This window comes from Pseudomonas sp. GW821-FHT01A09 (assembly GCF_058986725.1).
The window spans coordinates 347,114-362,314 of record NZ_JBYSWB010000001.1 but is presented as its reverse complement, the minus strand read 5'-3'; the positions used below and the strand labels follow the sequence as shown (position 1 = coordinate 362,314).

Annotated in this window: 16 protein-coding genes and 1 pseudogene; 2 read left to right on the top strand and 15 right to left on the bottom strand. The window is 58.9% G+C overall.

Annotated elements, in window-relative coordinates; all coding sequences use genetic code 11:
* Positions 1 to 20: 20 nt before the first annotated feature.
* The 8 genes and pseudogenes from AC3WJP_RS01620 to AC3WJP_RS01585 form a co-directional block, all read right to left on the bottom strand.
* Positions 21 to 701, bottom strand: coding sequence for an RraA family protein (locus AC3WJP_RS01620; RefSeq protein ID WP_493719482.1), 681 nt, complete (start codon positions 699 to 701; stop codon positions 21 to 23).
* A 166-nt stretch (positions 702 to 867) separates the two neighbouring features.
* Positions 868 to 1,251 (bottom strand): annotated as a pseudogene (locus AC3WJP_RS01615) (OprD family outer membrane porin); the annotation flags it as partial.
* 181 nt (positions 1,252 to 1,432) lie between these two features.
* Complete coding sequence (locus AC3WJP_RS01610; protein ID WP_493719481.1) at positions 1,433 to 2,482, bottom strand: amidohydrolase family protein; 1,050 nt, start codon at positions 2,480 to 2,482, stop codon at positions 1,433 to 1,435.
* A complete protein-coding gene (locus AC3WJP_RS01605) occupies positions 2,482 to 3,210 on the bottom strand; it encodes an amino acid ABC transporter ATP-binding protein (protein ID WP_493719480.1) in 729 nt (242 codons plus the stop codon). The genes AC3WJP_RS01610 and AC3WJP_RS01605 overlap by 1 nt, the downstream gene beginning before the upstream one ends.
* Positions 3,207 to 3,953, bottom strand: a complete 747-nt coding sequence (locus AC3WJP_RS01600) for an amino acid ABC transporter permease (protein ID WP_493719479.1) — start codon at positions 3,951 to 3,953, stop codon at positions 3,207 to 3,209. Before AC3WJP_RS01600 ends, AC3WJP_RS01605 begins: the two co-directional genes overlap by 4 nt.
* Before the next feature lie 2 nt (positions 3,954 to 3,955).
* Positions 3,956 to 4,657: an amino acid ABC transporter permease gene (locus AC3WJP_RS01595; protein ID WP_493719478.1), complete on the bottom strand. Its 702-nt coding sequence runs from the start codon at positions 4,655 to 4,657 to the stop codon at positions 3,956 to 3,958.
* 40 nt (positions 4,658 to 4,697) lie between these two features.
* Entirely contained in the window at positions 4,698 to 5,504 is an 807-nt protein-coding gene (locus tag AC3WJP_RS01590) for an ABC transporter substrate-binding protein (RefSeq protein ID WP_493719477.1), read from the bottom strand.
* An 83-nt stretch (positions 5,505 to 5,587) separates the two neighbouring features.
* A complete protein-coding gene (locus AC3WJP_RS01585; protein WP_493719476.1) occupies positions 5,588 to 6,793 on the bottom strand; it encodes an aminotransferase class I/II-fold pyridoxal phosphate-dependent enzyme in 1,206 nt (401 codons plus the stop codon).
* A gap of 131 nt (positions 6,794 to 6,924) precedes the next feature.
* Between AC3WJP_RS01585 and AC3WJP_RS01580 the strand changes: the two genes are divergently transcribed.
* Positions 6,925 to 7,821, top strand: a complete 897-nt coding sequence (locus tag AC3WJP_RS01580; protein WP_493719475.1) for a LysR family transcriptional regulator — start codon at positions 6,925 to 6,927, stop codon at positions 7,819 to 7,821.
* A gap of 170 nt (positions 7,822 to 7,991) precedes the next feature.
* Here the strand turns inward: AC3WJP_RS01580 and AC3WJP_RS01575 are convergent, their stop codons facing one another.
* The 6 genes from AC3WJP_RS01575 to AC3WJP_RS01550 all read right to left on the bottom strand — a co-directional run bounded on the left by AC3WJP_RS01575 (position 7,992) and on the right by AC3WJP_RS01550 (position 13,897).
* Entirely contained in the window at positions 7,992 to 8,669 is a 678-nt protein-coding gene (locus tag AC3WJP_RS01575) for a lipopolysaccharide kinase InaA family protein (protein ID WP_493735663.1), read from the bottom strand.
* A 226-nt stretch (positions 8,670 to 8,895) separates the two neighbouring features.
* Positions 8,896 to 9,135: a DUF1272 domain-containing protein gene (locus AC3WJP_RS01570; protein WP_493719473.1), complete on the bottom strand. Its 240-nt coding sequence runs from the start codon at positions 9,133 to 9,135 to the stop codon at positions 8,896 to 8,898.
* A 52-nt stretch (positions 9,136 to 9,187) separates the two neighbouring features.
* A complete protein-coding gene (locus tag AC3WJP_RS01565; protein WP_493719472.1) occupies positions 9,188 to 11,245 on the bottom strand; it encodes a pyridoxamine 5'-phosphate oxidase family protein in 2,058 nt (685 codons plus the stop codon).
* 49 nt (positions 11,246 to 11,294) lie between these two features.
* Positions 11,295 to 11,924, bottom strand: a complete 630-nt coding sequence (locus AC3WJP_RS01560; RefSeq protein ID WP_493719471.1) for a glutathione S-transferase family protein — start codon at positions 11,922 to 11,924, stop codon at positions 11,295 to 11,297.
* Positions 11,925 to 12,094: 170 nt separating this feature from the next.
* A complete protein-coding gene (locus tag AC3WJP_RS01555; RefSeq protein WP_493719470.1) occupies positions 12,095 to 12,997 on the bottom strand; it encodes a LysR family transcriptional regulator in 903 nt (300 codons plus the stop codon).
* Positions 12,998 to 13,000: 3 nt separating this feature from the next.
* Entirely contained in the window at positions 13,001 to 13,897 is an 897-nt protein-coding gene (locus tag AC3WJP_RS01550; RefSeq protein WP_493719469.1) for a LysR family transcriptional regulator, read from the bottom strand.
* A gap of 131 nt (positions 13,898 to 14,028) precedes the next feature.
* Here AC3WJP_RS01550 and AC3WJP_RS01545 point away from each other — a divergent pair, with 131 nt between their 5' ends.
* Positions 14,029 to 14,238, top strand: coding sequence for a hypervirulence associated TUDOR domain-containing protein (locus AC3WJP_RS01545; RefSeq protein ID WP_493719468.1), 210 nt, complete (start codon positions 14,029 to 14,031; stop codon positions 14,236 to 14,238).
* Between the two features lie 61 nt (positions 14,239 to 14,299).
* On the opposite strand, the gene AC3WJP_RS01540 is transcribed toward AC3WJP_RS01545, so the two are convergent.
* Positions 14,300 to 15,193 (bottom strand): dienelactone hydrolase family protein, encoded by an 894-nt coding sequence (locus AC3WJP_RS01540; protein WP_493719467.1) that lies wholly within the window; start codon positions 15,191 to 15,193, stop codon positions 14,300 to 14,302.
* Positions 15,194 to 15,201 lie beyond the last annotated feature (8 nt).

Here is a 15,201-nt window from a genome sequence, read left to right as displayed (position 1 = left end):
TCCTGTAACTGTGCAGCTACCTAGTGTTTTGGCAGTACACAGCCCTTGGCCAGGAGCGCTGCAATGACCCAGTCTCTCTCGTTCGTGCCGTCCGCGATCGCCCGCAACTGGGTCTGCTCTGCGTCGAACTTGGCTTTAGCCTTGGTGTAGACGTCTTCGACTTCCAGGAATGGAACGCATACCAGTCCGTCATCGTCACCCAAGATGAGATCACCGGCTTCGATGACCATACCGCTCAGGGCGATAGGGGTGTTGATTTCACCGGGGCCATCCTTGTACGGCCCACGATGGGTGATCCCGGCTGCAAAAACAGGAAACGCACTTTCACGGATGACTTTGGAATCGCGAATCGCGCCATTGATGACTATGCCGCCAAGGCTTTTCTTTTGCGCATAGGCCGTCATCATTTCGCCGATGAGCGCATTGGTCAGATCACCCCCTGCGTCCACCACGATCACATCACCGGCCTGGGCAATATCCAAAGCGTAATGCAGCATCAGGTTGTCCCCCGGGCGACATTTGACCGTTATCGCCGGGCCGGCGAGTACGCCTTCCAGGTGCATAGGGCGCAAGCTGGCGCCACCGGCCGTCATGCGGTTCATGGAATCGCTCACGTTGGCAACTGGAAGTTCGCGAAAGCGTGCAACCTGCTCGGCGGTGACACAACGGGTACGATTGACAACTTTGAATCCGATAGACATATACATCCCTTCAAAGGTTGAGCTGGCTACGGCTCGCCGTAGCCAGCGATCAGTGGGCTACAGCAGTGGCAAGGTGTAGCTGACGATCACACGGTTCTGGTCGATGTCCGTGCTCGCCTCGCTTCGCAATGCAGCGTTCTTGATGGCGAATCCGAGATTCTTGAAGGCGCGCTTCTGTCCTGGACTGTCGTGCCTTGCCGGTGAGCCCGAGGCTTGAATACTCGCTGACAGGAGAATTATCCGAATCGGCCGGGAACAGATTGCCGGCGCCCGCATTGGCACTCGGGTTACGCGAACTGGTATTGGTACCGGCCTTGCCGCCCCCATCCAGGCGCAGGCCCAGCATGCCGACGGCATCCACGCCAAAACCCACAGTTCCTTGGGTAAACCCGGATTGCAGATTCAGCAGGAAACCCTGCCCCCATTCCTCTTGGCGAGGATTGGTGGCGTGGCTGCGGTTGTCGCCATTGAAATAGAAATTGCGTAGCGCCAACGACGCCTTGGCGTCGTCGACAAAGCCTTCGGCGTGAACGCTGCCGCCAGCGCTCATCGCGATGAACGCACTGGACAAGGCCACAGTCTTTTTGAACATACAACTTTTCCCCGATTTCAAAATATCAAGCAAGCCAAAGGCGCCACCTGATCAATTCAGGTGCTGAACGGCTTGCAGTTAATGGCAGGAAGTTGTGCGGTGTATTGTTATGTAAGGCTTCACCCTGGCCTGCCTATCGCTATTGCCCGAGTTGTATGCGATAGGTGTTTGCCGCTGTAAGTCTGAACAGCGCACTTTTCTCATCGTCTGAGAAGTCCGCGGTGATACGTTTGAATGCATTCCACAGAACACCGTAGGAATACATGCCCTTGTCCACCGGAAAGTTGCTCTCGAACATGCAGCGTTCAACGCCGAAACAGTCAATACAGTGGAGGATGTACGGGCGCCACAAACCCGCCAACTCTTCAGAGGTAGGCGGTAATGGCCGTTTATGCAGGTCAAAACCGGCAACGCTCATGCCCAGCCCGCCCAGCTTGATCAATACGTTCGGGCATTGCGCCAACTGCTGAATCAGTTTCATCCACTCGGGAAACACGTCGTTCCTCGTATAGCCACCGATCCCGAGCGGGCCGCCGAAATGATCGACGATGATGCGCTGATCCGGGAATGCGCGAGCGAGCTGAAGGATTTCGGGTATCTGGGTGTGGTAGCCCCAAACATCCAATGCCAGGTCAAAGTCGCGCAAGCACCCTACGCCTCGATGAAACTCGGCACTTCCCAAAATACCGGCCGCCGGTGGGTTGGGATTGGTGACGATCGCGGGATTGGAGTGCCACGCAGTGGTGTTACGCACGCCCTGCAAGCGGGCACCCGCGCGTTCGCGCATTTCCTCCAGAACAGGCACAACGCCTTGGCCTAGGGTCAAATCCGCACCACAGACGATGGCAGCGCACAACCTGAGGGGCCCGTAGTCGCCACTGGCGCTGCGCGCAGCTACGCCATTGGCAAACTCGACTTCACCGACACTTTGGAATCCCTCTGGCCTGTCCGCATCGAACATTGATCGGCACTGCACATACACCGACGCGACGATCCGATGGCCCGAATGGATATCATCCAGGTAATCATCCATCAGGTAGCGACCTGTGGGACGATCCCAAAGATGATGATGCGCATCGACGATGGCTAGATCGGACTCGAGCGCGCGCTCGTTCACCAGCGCCAGCCAGCTGCGCTGAATACTCAGGTGCGGCGAGCCCGTCGTGGCGGCAGTTGCAGTGGGAATCATCAGTGAGCCCGAATATCGGAGATGAATTTTGCCGCGCGTGGATGGGCTGGCGCCGTAAAGAATTGCTCAGGCGCCGAACGCTCCAGCACCTTGCCAGCGTCCATGAACCAGATGCGATCCGCTACTTCGCGGGCAAAGCCCATCTCATGGGTCACGCAGATCATCGTCATGCCTTCTGCGGCAAGGTCTTTCATGACCTGCAGCACCTCACCGACCATTTCCGGATCAAGGGCGCTGGTCGGCTCGTCAAACAGCATCACGGGCGGCTCCATCGCCAACGCTCGGGCAATCGCCACCCGTTGCTGCTGACCACCGGACAGTTGCAACGGCATAGCGTCGGCTTTATGGGCCAGGCCAACTTTGCCCAGCAACTCCCGCGCCTTCTTGGCGGATTGGGTTTTATCCCGACCCAACACGGTGACTGGGCCGATCATGACGTTGTCCAGCACGCTCATGTGGGGAAACAGGTTGAACTGCTGGAACACGAAACCAATGCGGCTGCGCAATGCGTTCAGATTCTTTTTGGCCCCGTGCACGTCCTGTCCGGAGACCAGAATGCTGCCCTTCTGGATCTCTTCGAGTCGATTGACCGTGCGGATCAAGGTCGATTTGCCCGAGCCCGAAGGGCCGCACACCACAACGACTTCACCTGCGGTAATGTGCTCATTGACGTCGGTGAGCGCCTGATACTCGCCATACCACTTGTTTACGTTCTTGAATTCGATCATTTGGGCTGCCCCACCAAAACTTGATTGTCGTTAACGCTGTCGTCATTGCGGTTGGGCGCGCCGAGCCGCTTGCGGTTGATGGAGTCTTCCAGCCATTTGGCCAGGCGGCTGAGGGAGAAACAGAGCACAAAGTAAAACCCTGCCAGCAACGCATAGACCTGGAACGGCTGAGTGAGCAGCTGGTTGTTGATCTGATACGCCGCGAAGGTAATTTCTTGCGTGCCGATCAGATACGCCAGCGATGTGTTCTTGGTGATCATGATGAACTGGTTGAGGATACTGGGCAGCATGTTGAACAAGGCCTGCGGCAAGACCACCTTGCGCATGCACTGCCAATAGCTCATGCCGATGGCGCGTCCTGCTTCAACCTGTCCCTTGGGCACCGCGTTGATGCCCGCACGCACCACCTCGCCAAGGTACGCGCCCTCGTAAACCACCAACGCGACCACCATGGTGACGGTGCCGGAGATGTTGAAGCCGGTGACCAGTGGGATGACAAAGTAAGTCCAGAAAATCAACAGCAACAAAGGTATGGCGCGAACCACATAGGTGTAGGCCATGGCTGCGTTACGTACCGGCGCTATCGAAGACGTGCGCGCCAGGCCGATCAGGATGGCCAGCGGGAATGAAGCCACCAGCGAAACCAGAGCCAGGATGACCGTCAACGCCAACCCACCGAGCGGGCCCTGTGGATACTGCCCGATCAGCAGCATGACGCCATAATCGTGAAGGATATCGAACATGCTTACCTCGCCATCCGCGATGCAATACGGCGCTGCCAAGCACCACCCAAGGCCATGATCGACCAGGAACCCACCAGGTAGAAAAGACTCGCCACTGCAAAGGTCTGGAATGTCATGTAGGTCTCGCCCTCGATCTGACGAGTGATGTACATCATCTCTGCGGTGCCGATCGCCATGGCCAGCGCGGTCGCCTTGAACAGCGCCAGCGCCTGGTTCACCAGCGACGGGGCGGACGCCCGGATAGCCTGAGGAATGAGTACTTTACCAAGCGTCTGCAGGTAGCTCATGCCAAGCGCAGTGCAGGCTTCGGTCTGCCCGTGGGCCAAGGAGCGAAAGCCACTGCGCAGGTCTTCGGAGGCGTAGGCGGCGCTGTTCAGGGTCAAGGCGATGATCGCGAAAATCATCTCGCCGCCACGCGCGTTGATCCAGTCCTGGACGAACTCCGGAAGCAGTTGCGGGACGCCGAAGTACCACACGAACAGCTGCACGAGGCTGGGCACGTTCCGGTGATACTCGACGAACGCCGTGACGCATAAACTGCCCACTTTGCCCGGGATCAGACGCACGCCCATGAGAACGCAGGCCAGTGCAAACGCCAGAACGCCAGAGATCACGAACAGCTGCAGCGTTACGCCGATTCCACTGAGGAAGGACTGCAGGTACTCGCCCTGCAGCAGCGATGAAAAACCATTGAAAATCGACACAGACACCTCGATCAGGCCGCTGCGCGCGGCCTGCTTTCAATCACTGGAAATCGGAAATCGCAGTGAGCTTTTTCTCGCGAACCAGCTTGTACTCGGTCTGGTCGCCATACCAGTGATCCCACAGGGCTTGCAGCTCGCCGCTGCTCTCCATGTCGGAAAGCGCCTTGTCGATGGCTGCGGTCAGAGCGGTTTCGCCTTTCTTGACCCCTACGCAGTTCGGCTCGTAATGCAGCGCTTGATCCAGGAAGTGCATGTTCTCGCTTCGCACATGGAAGCGGATTGCGGCGGGCTCGGTCATGGCCATGCCCTGCACTTTGCCTTGCTGCAACGCCAGGAACGCGGATGGGGCGTCCTCGAAGCCGACGATCTTGGCTTGCGGGATTTGTTGGCGAGCGTACAACTCCGGCGTAGAACTTTTGATCGCACTGATGCGCTTGTCTTCAAAGTCTGCGAAGGTCTTGATGCCGCTGCTTTCCTTCACCAGGATCTTGATCGGCACCTGATAGTAGGCCGCCGAGAAATCGATCTGCTCGGATCGCTCTTTGGTGTAGCCCAGCGCGGCGGCTACAACGTCGGCTCGGCCCGAAACCAGAGTAGGGATCCGCGCGCTTACCGCGACGCCCTGAAGCTCCGGCTTCACGCCTAGATGTGTGGCCAGCGCTTTGCACAGATCAACATCCAGTCCGATGATCTCGCGGGTTTTCGGATCCTGAAATCCAAGCGGCACGCTGTCTGTCAGAGTGGCGCACCGCAGGGTGCCCCGATCCTTTACATCTTGCAGCCCGTCGGCCATTACCACCGTGGACGCAACCAGACCTACAAAAGCCAACAAAGCCCTTTTCATCATCAGTATCTCTATCGAGTGAGGGCAGAATTTTCAACCAGTGCTACAGCTAGAATTATTATGGGTGACTCGGCGTTTCGTGCAGATCAGACGAGCGCTTGGCACGCTTCCTTGATCCGTCGGCAACCTTCAGCAATCACATCGTTGCCCGTGGCGAACGACAGACGCAGGTAGGGTGACAAGCCGTAGGCTGCGCCGTCCAGTACGGCCACATTGGCTGCCTCGAGCAGATAGTTTCGGACGTCCAGGTCGCTCGCCAGAACGTTGCCCTGCGCAGTGCGCTTGCCGATCAGCCCCGAGCAATTGGGGTAAGCGTAAAACGCGCCTTCGATGGCGACACAGGTCAACCCCGGGACATCGTTGAGCATTTCCATCATCAGATTTCGCCGCTCGCCGAAGACCTGGGCAGCGTGCCCGACAAAAGCCCCACCCTGCTCCAGCGCGGCGACCGCGGCAGCCTGGCTGACCGACGATGCACCACCGATGCTCTGGGACATGAGCTTGTCCATTCCCTTGAGCAAAAGCTGAGGGCCGCCGGCATACCCGATGCGCCATCCGGTCATCGCATAGGCCTTGGAGACGCCATTGATCACCAGTGTCCGGGCCTTGAGTTCCGGCGCCAATACGGCCGGGGCGGCCAGAGATTGCCCCAGATAGTTGAAATGCTCGTAGATCTCATCCGTCATCAGCCACACGTGAGGATGACGAAGCAGCACCTCGACCAGACCTTGCATTTCTTCTTTGCTGTAAATCGCGCCACTGGGGTTGTTGGGGGTGTTGAGTACCAGCCACTTGGTTTTGGGCGTGATTGCCGCTTCAAGCTGTTCGGGGGTGACCTTGAAGCCTTGGCTGTCCGGGCACTGGAGAACCACAGGGACGCCGCCGTTGAGCTTGACGATGTCAGGATAGGAAACCCAATACGGCGCGGGAATGATGACTTCGTCACCCTTATCGACGGTGCAGGTGAAGGCCGTGTAGATCAGCTGCTTGGCGCCAGAGCCAACGATGACTTCAGCAGCCGTGTAGTCCAGGCCGTTGTCGCGCTTGAACTTCGCTTGGATCGCAGCTTTGAGCGCTTTGGTGCCGGTGACTGGCGTGTAGTGGGTCTGGCCCGCCAGCGCCGCCGCGTGAGCCGCCTGGATGACTACGTCGGGCGTTACGAAGTCTGGTTCTCCGACCGTGAAATCCAGAATCTTCTTGCCCGCGGCCTCCAGCTCCATCACCCGTGCTTTGGCAGTGACGCTGGCCGATGGAGAGAAACGATCCAGTCTGTTCGAAAGGGGGTACGACATTGCGCATAACCTATGGTGTGAGGCTCAAGTGCAACCAAGGTTACCGATGGTGAATTTACAAAAAAAGCGACTTTTATTTGGATTTAATCATCGCATTAGGGCATGTTTACACCCGCCAAAGGAGTAGGTTCATGATCACCATCAAGCAAGTCGAGGCCGTTTACTGGGTCTCGCGCCTGGGCAGCTTCGACGCCGCCGCTGACCACCTCAACACCACACAATCCGCGGTGTCCAAGCGGATTCAGGATCTCGAGACACGCTACGGGCAACCTTTGTTTGACCGTTCACGTCGCAGCGCGCAACTGACGCCCATGGGTGAAGAGGTCGCGGCCCTGGCCCTCACGCTATTGAATCAGCGGGACGCTATCCAGCAGCGACTGGAACGCCCTGAGAACCTGCAGCGCAAGCTACGCCTGGGCGTGACCGAACTCACGGCGCTGACATGGTTGCCCGACCTTGTGAATGGAATTCGCAGCGCTTACCCGCTGGTTGAAATCATTCCCGAAGTCGATCTGAGCCCGGTTCTTTTCGACCGGCTATCCAGCAACTCAATCGATCTGATCATCGTTCCCGACATCTTCCAGGACAACCGCTTTCCCGCCGAGAAATTGAGCTCGGTCGAAAACGCCTGGATGTGCGCGCCGTCGCTGGCCGGTGACAAGGATCACCTGACATTGGAGGATCTATCGGCCCGCACCTTGATCGTCCAAGGCTCCCTGTCTGGCATGGGGCAGGCGTATGGACAGTGGTTCAAGATGAAGGGTATCGACATTTCCAAATCGGTCACCTGCAACAATCTGCTGGCCCAGATCGGGCTGGCTGTCTCGGGCTTGGCGACGGCCTACCTGCCCTACCACTGCCTGGGCCACTTGTTGGACCAGAAGCTCCTCCATCATCTCAAGGTCACACCCAGCCTACCCCAGATTTCCTACAAGGCTATCTACCGCAGCGCCGAGGATAAATTCATGGTCGACATCATCGACATCACGAAAAGAAGTTGCGACTTCACCAAGTTCATTATTCATTGACCCGCCCGCCCCAGACATCGGGCAATCTATCCGCCAGGTCAATATGCCAGACGCCGGCCGAAGTCGTCTTTGGTCGCGGCGTTGGCATAGGTTGCAAATCCAAGAAGACGGGTGCTCGCGCTGACACGCCTTGGCGTCATTACAGAGTGCGGGCCTTGAGGTAGATCGTTTCAAGCCACGACTTGCCGCCCTAGTCTCTTCTCATATTGCTCCATGAAAAACGACCACTGCGCATCGCTCCAGGGTGAGTGTCTGCGAAGCTGGGGAATATCATGCCTCGCCGCTCGCAGCGTCGACTTCCTCCCGCGCGACTTTTCCAGATCCAGCAGAGCCAGGCTGTAATCAGTACCCTGGCCAAGATCCCCTGCACTGATGAAAATATGCTTCGACCGCATACACCCATGTTGCTGACGACCTCGGTGCATTGTCGATAGCAAGGCCGCGAGCTTCTCCAGAACTGCCAAGTGGTCACTCTCGCAAAGATCGGCCTGGGCACGGTCGGCGAACCAGGTATCAAGATCTTGATAGCCCTGCAAGTCTCTGGTCACCAACAGCCCTTGCCACGTCCCACCCACCTTGCGTGCACCATAGTAAATAGGCTTTGGCGCCATCACCCCAAGCTGATCAAGACGCGAAAGCGCTTTACCCTCACGTAGTACCGTAGGTCTGCCCAACGGATAACGCAGACTGCGGAAAGTATGGCCGGTCTGACGTTTCACATACACAGTAGCTCCATCATGGATGACCCTTTGGACACCACTTGTACCTTTGCGGCGAACATTCGGCTCCTCAACCCACGGCCCAACGGTATTCCACCAATGCTCAAAGTCGTCGCCAGCCGCGCGCATCATCTTGTTACAGCCCTGTAAATAAAAATTCATACTATGCAAAAACTTCCCCTGCTGCCAGACCGCCAGTCGTATAAACAGGGAGGCGCTTTAAAGCATGAGTGCCGTTGTGGGACTGCAATTTTTCGGACCACTCACAGCCTGCACTGCCCCGAATAAACTGCAATGGGTAGACTGCGGCCATTCCATCGAGGCTCAACGGCGAGGGCTAATAACAACCCCCACCTCAGCGCCCTGCCAACGGCTTGAAAACCCGCACCGTCGACGCCGGGTTGTTCGGCAATTTATTCGCCGGGCGTACCGGCCGGGCAACCAACTCTCCCCCGCAATTCGGGCACTTGCCCTGCAACAGATCGTCCGCACATGACGCGCAGAACGTGCATTCAAACGAGCATATACGCGCCACCACCGATTCCGGCGGCAGGTCGGTGTCACAGTTTTCACAACCGGGTCGCAGTTCGAGCACTAGGTTCATCCTTGTGTACAGAGAGTTATTTCACCCGGAATATAAAGCACAACTAAAGCTCGAGCACCAACGGCTGAATACCTTCTGCAGTTTGCGCCGGTACCGCGCAGCAGATAAGGACCTTGTCAGGGTCGGGCATTTGCGCCGGCGGTTTGGGATAGTGGACGTTCCCGCTGACCAGGCGCGTCGCGCAGGTTCCGCATGATCCCCCACGACAGCTGAACTCGGGGCTCAGGCCGTTGTTTTCTGCCAGCTCCAGCAGGGTTCCACTTCCAGGCGTCCAGCGTGCATCCTTGACCGACGCTGAAAAATAGACCGGCACTGGCACGCTGGCGGCGGGCAGTTGAACCCGGTCAGTGCTGCGTTCTAGCGTCGCTCGCTGCAGTGCGGAGGGCCCAAAGGCCTCGGCGTGGATACGCTCATCGCTGATGCGCAGCTCATGCAGACCGTCGTACATGGCCTGCAGAAAGCCGGCAGGCCCGCACAGATAGAAATCGTAGTCATCCAGCGGTAGCCGCGCCTTGACCTGGGCGAAATCGAGTCGCCCCGATATATGAAAGTCGCGGCCGACGACCGCGTGGTCTTCGGGGCCGCTCAGCGCACGGTAAATATGTACGCAGCCTGGGTAACGCTGTTGCAAATCATCGAGCTCTGCCTGAAACGGCAGGTCTGCGAGCGTCCTTGCACTTTGAAACAGATGGATCGGCCGTTGACGCCGGTGCTCTCGGTTCTGGGCGATCAGCTCGCGAAACATGGAGACCAGCGGGGTGACGCCGACTCCTGCGCCAATCAACACCACCGGGCGTTCGGATTCCTCTACAAGCACAAAGCTGCCCAATGGCGGGCGAACGTCCAGGAAGTCACCTGCGCGCACCTGCTCATGCAGGCGTCGAGACCCTGGCCCCTGCGCCTTGACGCTGATGCGTAGGTGCCCATCCGATGGGGCGCTTGACACACTGAAGGTCCGGATCAGCGCAGGCTCATCGGCGCCCGCAATCCGCACCGGGATGTGCTGCCCTGGGACGAACGCTAGAGCCGCACCGTCTGCCGGCTGCAGATAGTACGACCGAATGTCCTTGCTCTCCTGCTCTATGCGCGTGACCAGCCAAGACTGCCATTGCTGACGCTGCTGTCTCTGACGCAGCAATTGATCTGCCTCTGCCCAGGTGCCGGTGGCGAGGCTGGTCGGCGCGTAGTCGTTGAACTGCCAACGCAGCGATACCGCACCCGTGCGCAGCACCACGTGCTCGACGTCAAGCGTCCAGAGCCGTTCGGCACCTTCGAACGCCTTGATCACGGGGCTGTCCAGGATAATTTCCGTACGCCCGAAGAGTTGCAGGACGTCACCGTTGTTGAAGTCGACGAACAGCAACCCGGCGAGGCCATTGATCTTGAGGTTACCCAAGGTATTGAAGAACAGATTGCCGGCGTAGTCGGGAATGGTAAGGCGGTTCCCTTCCACTTTGACGAACCCCGCCCGCCCTCCTCGATGCGACACGTCCACCGAGCGATGCTGCGGATCATGATCGAAGTAACTGGCGACAAAAAAAGTATCAGCCGCACGAATCAACGCTGCGGCGCGCTCGGTCAGTGCGGGGGAATCCTCGCGCTGTGAGTGGCCCTTCAGCAGCTCCGGGAAGCGTTGGCAGGTTCTTGCCTGTATGTACTTGGGGCAATTGCCATAGGAGTGCTCGACCCTGACCTCAAGCCCCCTCGCACAAACCTGTGCAATCACCCCATTGATCCGATTACGCCGGCGGGTGTGCAGTTCGATCCCCAGCAAGCCGACGGCATGGCCCGGTTGCAGCCCTGCGAGCGCGGGGTCCTGGCCTTCGGGTTGTGCCTTGAGCAGCAACCGTTGAGGGTCGGGTGAGCTGACGAATCCTTCCGGGCCTTCAAGCAGCGTGGCCCAAGGCCTGTTGTCCCGGTCGACCGCGCCGACGACCATAAAGGGCAATTGCGAGTAGAACTCCCGGTGCTGGTCGGGCATATAGTCACGAATGACCTTTTGCCCTATCACTTCCATCCGCTCCGATACGCTGTGCAGCTCCTGGAGCATTTTCTCTCCGGCGTGCCAGGGAGAGCGGCGGTGCTTGGGCAAAACTTGCATGGCGCGATCCTCGATAGAGCTCTGGCGAACCAGGCAGCGAGCTGCTGGTTCAGTTGCTTTGCAGGCCCGCGGCCGTGGGTTGCATAGGCACGAAGCCGGGCAGCGCTTCTATCCTCTTCAGCCAGCCACGCACGTTCGGATACGTCTCTAACGATACGTTGCCCTCCGGGGCATGAGCGATATAGGTGTAGCAGGAAACATCCGCGATGGTCGGCGTCTCGCCGACCAGATAAGCCGTTTCAGCCAGTTCGCCGTCCATCAATTCGAGCAATGCGTGAGATTTTGCTATGAGATCTTCAGCGTTGTATGCCGCGCCGAACACCGTGATCAGGCGCGCTGCAGCCGGTCCGTTGGCTATCTGCCCGGCCGCCACCGAGAGCCAGCGCTGAATGCGCGCAGCGGTCAAGGGGTCATCAGGGAGCCAGCTGCCATCACCATACTTCTTTGCCAGATAGACCAGGATGGCGTTGGAATCGGTAAGGATGGTGCCGCCATCATCAAGGGCCGGCACCTGTGCGAAGGGGTTGATGGCAAGAAATCCGGGCTGCTTGTGTGCACCTTTGGCCAGATCGACGAAAACCAGCTCCGTGGGCAACTTCAACAGTGCGAGCATTAGCTCGACGCGATGGGAGTGGCCGGAAAGCGAGTGTCGATAGAGCTTGATCTCTGGCTCAGACATGGGGTGGCTCCTGCGCTGGTCAAGGGGTTGCGCGCAGCACTCCGAGAGGATTTCTGTGCGACGGGTGGTGATGCTGCACGCGCTGGGCGCCAAGCGGAATCACCAGGTTTTGCAATCCACAATTTCGTTCGACAAAAGAATGGCAGCCGCTGGACACGCCCGCCCTGCCCTCAGGACAGAAACGCCGGATGACTGCGCAGTCTCGGGGTGGCGAAGGCGATGAAACTGCGAACCTTGGCTTCGGCCCGACGACCATCGCGGTAAATCAACTGCACAGGCAGCGGCTGGTTAACGAAGCCGTCCAATACCGTTTCGAGCAGCCCTTGCTGCAATTCCTGGTGCACCTCGTAGCGCAGACAGCGGATCAATCCCAAGCCAAGGGTGGCCGCGTGTATGGCAGCGCGCTGAGTGGTGCAAGTCAGCACCGGTTGAGGCTTGAACGGGCACCTCCGCCCTTCGCGGCGCAAGCGCCATTCGTCGTCCGCAACCGAGGTAGTGGTCGCCACCATACGGTGCGCGATGAGGTCATTGGGCGTCTGCGGACGCCCCCTCTGCGTCAGATAGCCAGGGGAGCCACAGAACACGGGGCTCGCCATGCCTACCTGCACGGCGAAATCGGAGGAGTTCGGCAAATGACCGATGACCATCGCTACATCGATGCCTTCCTCGAGCAGTCTTGGCACGCCGTGGCAAGCCCTGATCGATAATTGCACCTGCGCAAATTCGTTCAGGTAGGCCAACAACAACGGTGTGAGCACGTGCTGGTCCATAAGCGCTGGCAGCGACACCGTCAGGTGTCCTGCGGGGCGAGCCGGTGTACCCGCGGCGCAGCGTTCGGCAATTTCGGTCTGTTCCAGGATGTGCCGACAATGCACCGCGAATTGTTCGCCAACCGGGCTGAGATTGACGCCCCTGGCGCCGCGGATCAACAGCCTACTGTTGAGGCGTGACTCCAAGGCTGCGATCGCGCGCATGATAGTCGCTGGAGATCGCTGCAACTGCCGGGCCGCTCCAGCGAGGCTACGGGCCTGCATCACCGCCTCGAAAATCTGCATTTGACGATAGCGGTTCATTGGCTAGCGCTCCGTGCCGACATGCAGCGCCGGGTTTTGCAGAAACCGGCTCGCACAGAAGTCGACAAAGGTGCGTACCTTTGCCGACACCCGCTTGCCCCCTTGATAAAGCACATGCACCGGCAATGTAGCGGTGGCGAATTCGTCGAGTACGAGCTCCAACTCGCCATTGGCTACAAGCTCGGCGACCTGATAGGACAATACTCGCGTGAAGCCCCAGCCCAAGCGCGCAGCATTGATCGCGGCCTGATTGGAGCTGACCACCAGACGTGGCGTGGGGTGCAGCGTAACGAGTTTGTCCTCTACTTCGAACTGCCAGTCAGTCAGCAGCTCACTGGCCGAAGACATGACAATGGGCCCTGCCAATACATCCGTGGGCACAGCAGGCCGGCCGAAGCGGTCGAGGAAGGCCGGAGAAGCGCAGACCACCGGGCGAATTTGCCCGACGTGGATGGCCTGCAGGCCCTGGTCCGGTAAATGACCGATGCGTATGGCGACGTCCAGCGCCTCTTCAGCCATGTTCGCCACCCGATCCATCAACAGCGCATGGAGGGTGACCTCAGCATGCACATCCAGGTATTGGGTTACCACCGGAATCAGGAACAGCTCGCCGAACATCACCGGTGCGGTGACGATCAGGCTTCCCCGTGCACGAACGCTGGTGCCCGTCGCCAGTTCTTCAGCCTCTTCCAGATCCAGCAAAATACGCCGGCAGTCATCGGCATAACGCCGACCCGCCTCGGTCAGGCGCAACCTGCGCGTGCTACGGGCGAGCAGCAGCGTGCCCAGACGCTCCTCAAGCCCGGCGATGACTCGCGTCACGCTGGGTGCCGACATGCCCACCCGCTTCGCCCCAGCCGCGAAACTGGCCGCATCGGCAACGGCCAGCAGTACTTTCATCTCCTGAAACCTGTCCACCATCACCGCCCGCCTTCGCTACTCCATCCAGAAGCAATAGCCTAGCGCTTGAATGCAGTATCATCGGACCGATCACGCACTTTCCTACAGGCGTATTCTCGGGGGCTCAGATAATGGCGAATGCATACAAGGTCGGCGATGCCGTGCGTTGGAATTCCGAAGCGGGCGAAATACACGGCAAGGTGACCAAGGTTCATACGAAGGATGTCGATTTCATGGGCAAACACCGCCCGGCGTCGAAAGAAGAACCTCAATACGAAGTCCGCAGCGCCAAGACAGGTCATCTGGCGATGCACCATGAAAATGCGCTGAAGCGAGGTTGAGGCTCGCCAGTTGCTGGCAGTGCCTGGGCGAGCCAGGGCTGCGCTCAGGGTACCGCCGCCGTCAGCCGTTCAGTAGCCGCCTGATTGCATCGATGACGGCTCCTGACGCTTTGGCCTCATAGGCGGCGGTTGTCCCTCTCACGACACAGGCATCGTCATAACTGAACGCCAGCCCGGTATCCTGGTTGATCAATACACCTTCAGGCGACTCTGCAATACGGCATTGGCGTGTCGATTGATTGTCGGGCGCCCAATGGGGCTCGGCAAATCCGTCCCAATCGAAAACATGATGAGCGCCGGGATACACCGTCAGCTCCACATTGGCTCCGGCGGCGGCTAACCGTGCTGCGTAATGCTGACAGGGCGCGACGCTATTGAAATCATCCAGTGCGCCATGAAAAATGTGCACCGGTCGATCGACCAGTTGCTCATCGTTCTGGTATCGCGTCGAGCAGTTGGGGTACAACGCGATAAACCTTGAGAACTGCAATCCAGGGCGCAAGTAGTCCTTCTGAAAACGCCGCATTGCCGCATATAAAGCCCCCTGCCCACCTCGTGAAAAGCCCATCAACGTCACCTGTTCGGGGTCGATCAGCGGATGCGCCGCCAAGCTCTCCAGCGCCCTGTAGGCATCCAGCGTTCCCGCCAGCCGGCCTAAGGCGGCCTGATCATCAGCGACCTTGCGCAGGCCGCGGCCACTGAGGCTGTCGACCACGAAGGTGGCGATTCCCCAGGCATTCAGGCGCAGGACCCAGGCATCGATATAGGCACTGTAGCCTCCCGAGCCGTGCAGCAGGATCACCGCAGGTACCGCCCCGGCGGTCGTCAGCGGCAAGCGCAGGACACCGGCGATGATGCTCGCGCCTGAGGCTGTGCCCCGCAGAAATTGCTCATCGGTGAGCGTTTGCGTCGCGAATGGAATGATTTCCGTGCGGGCGATAGGCAGGTTGCTCAAGGTCGTTC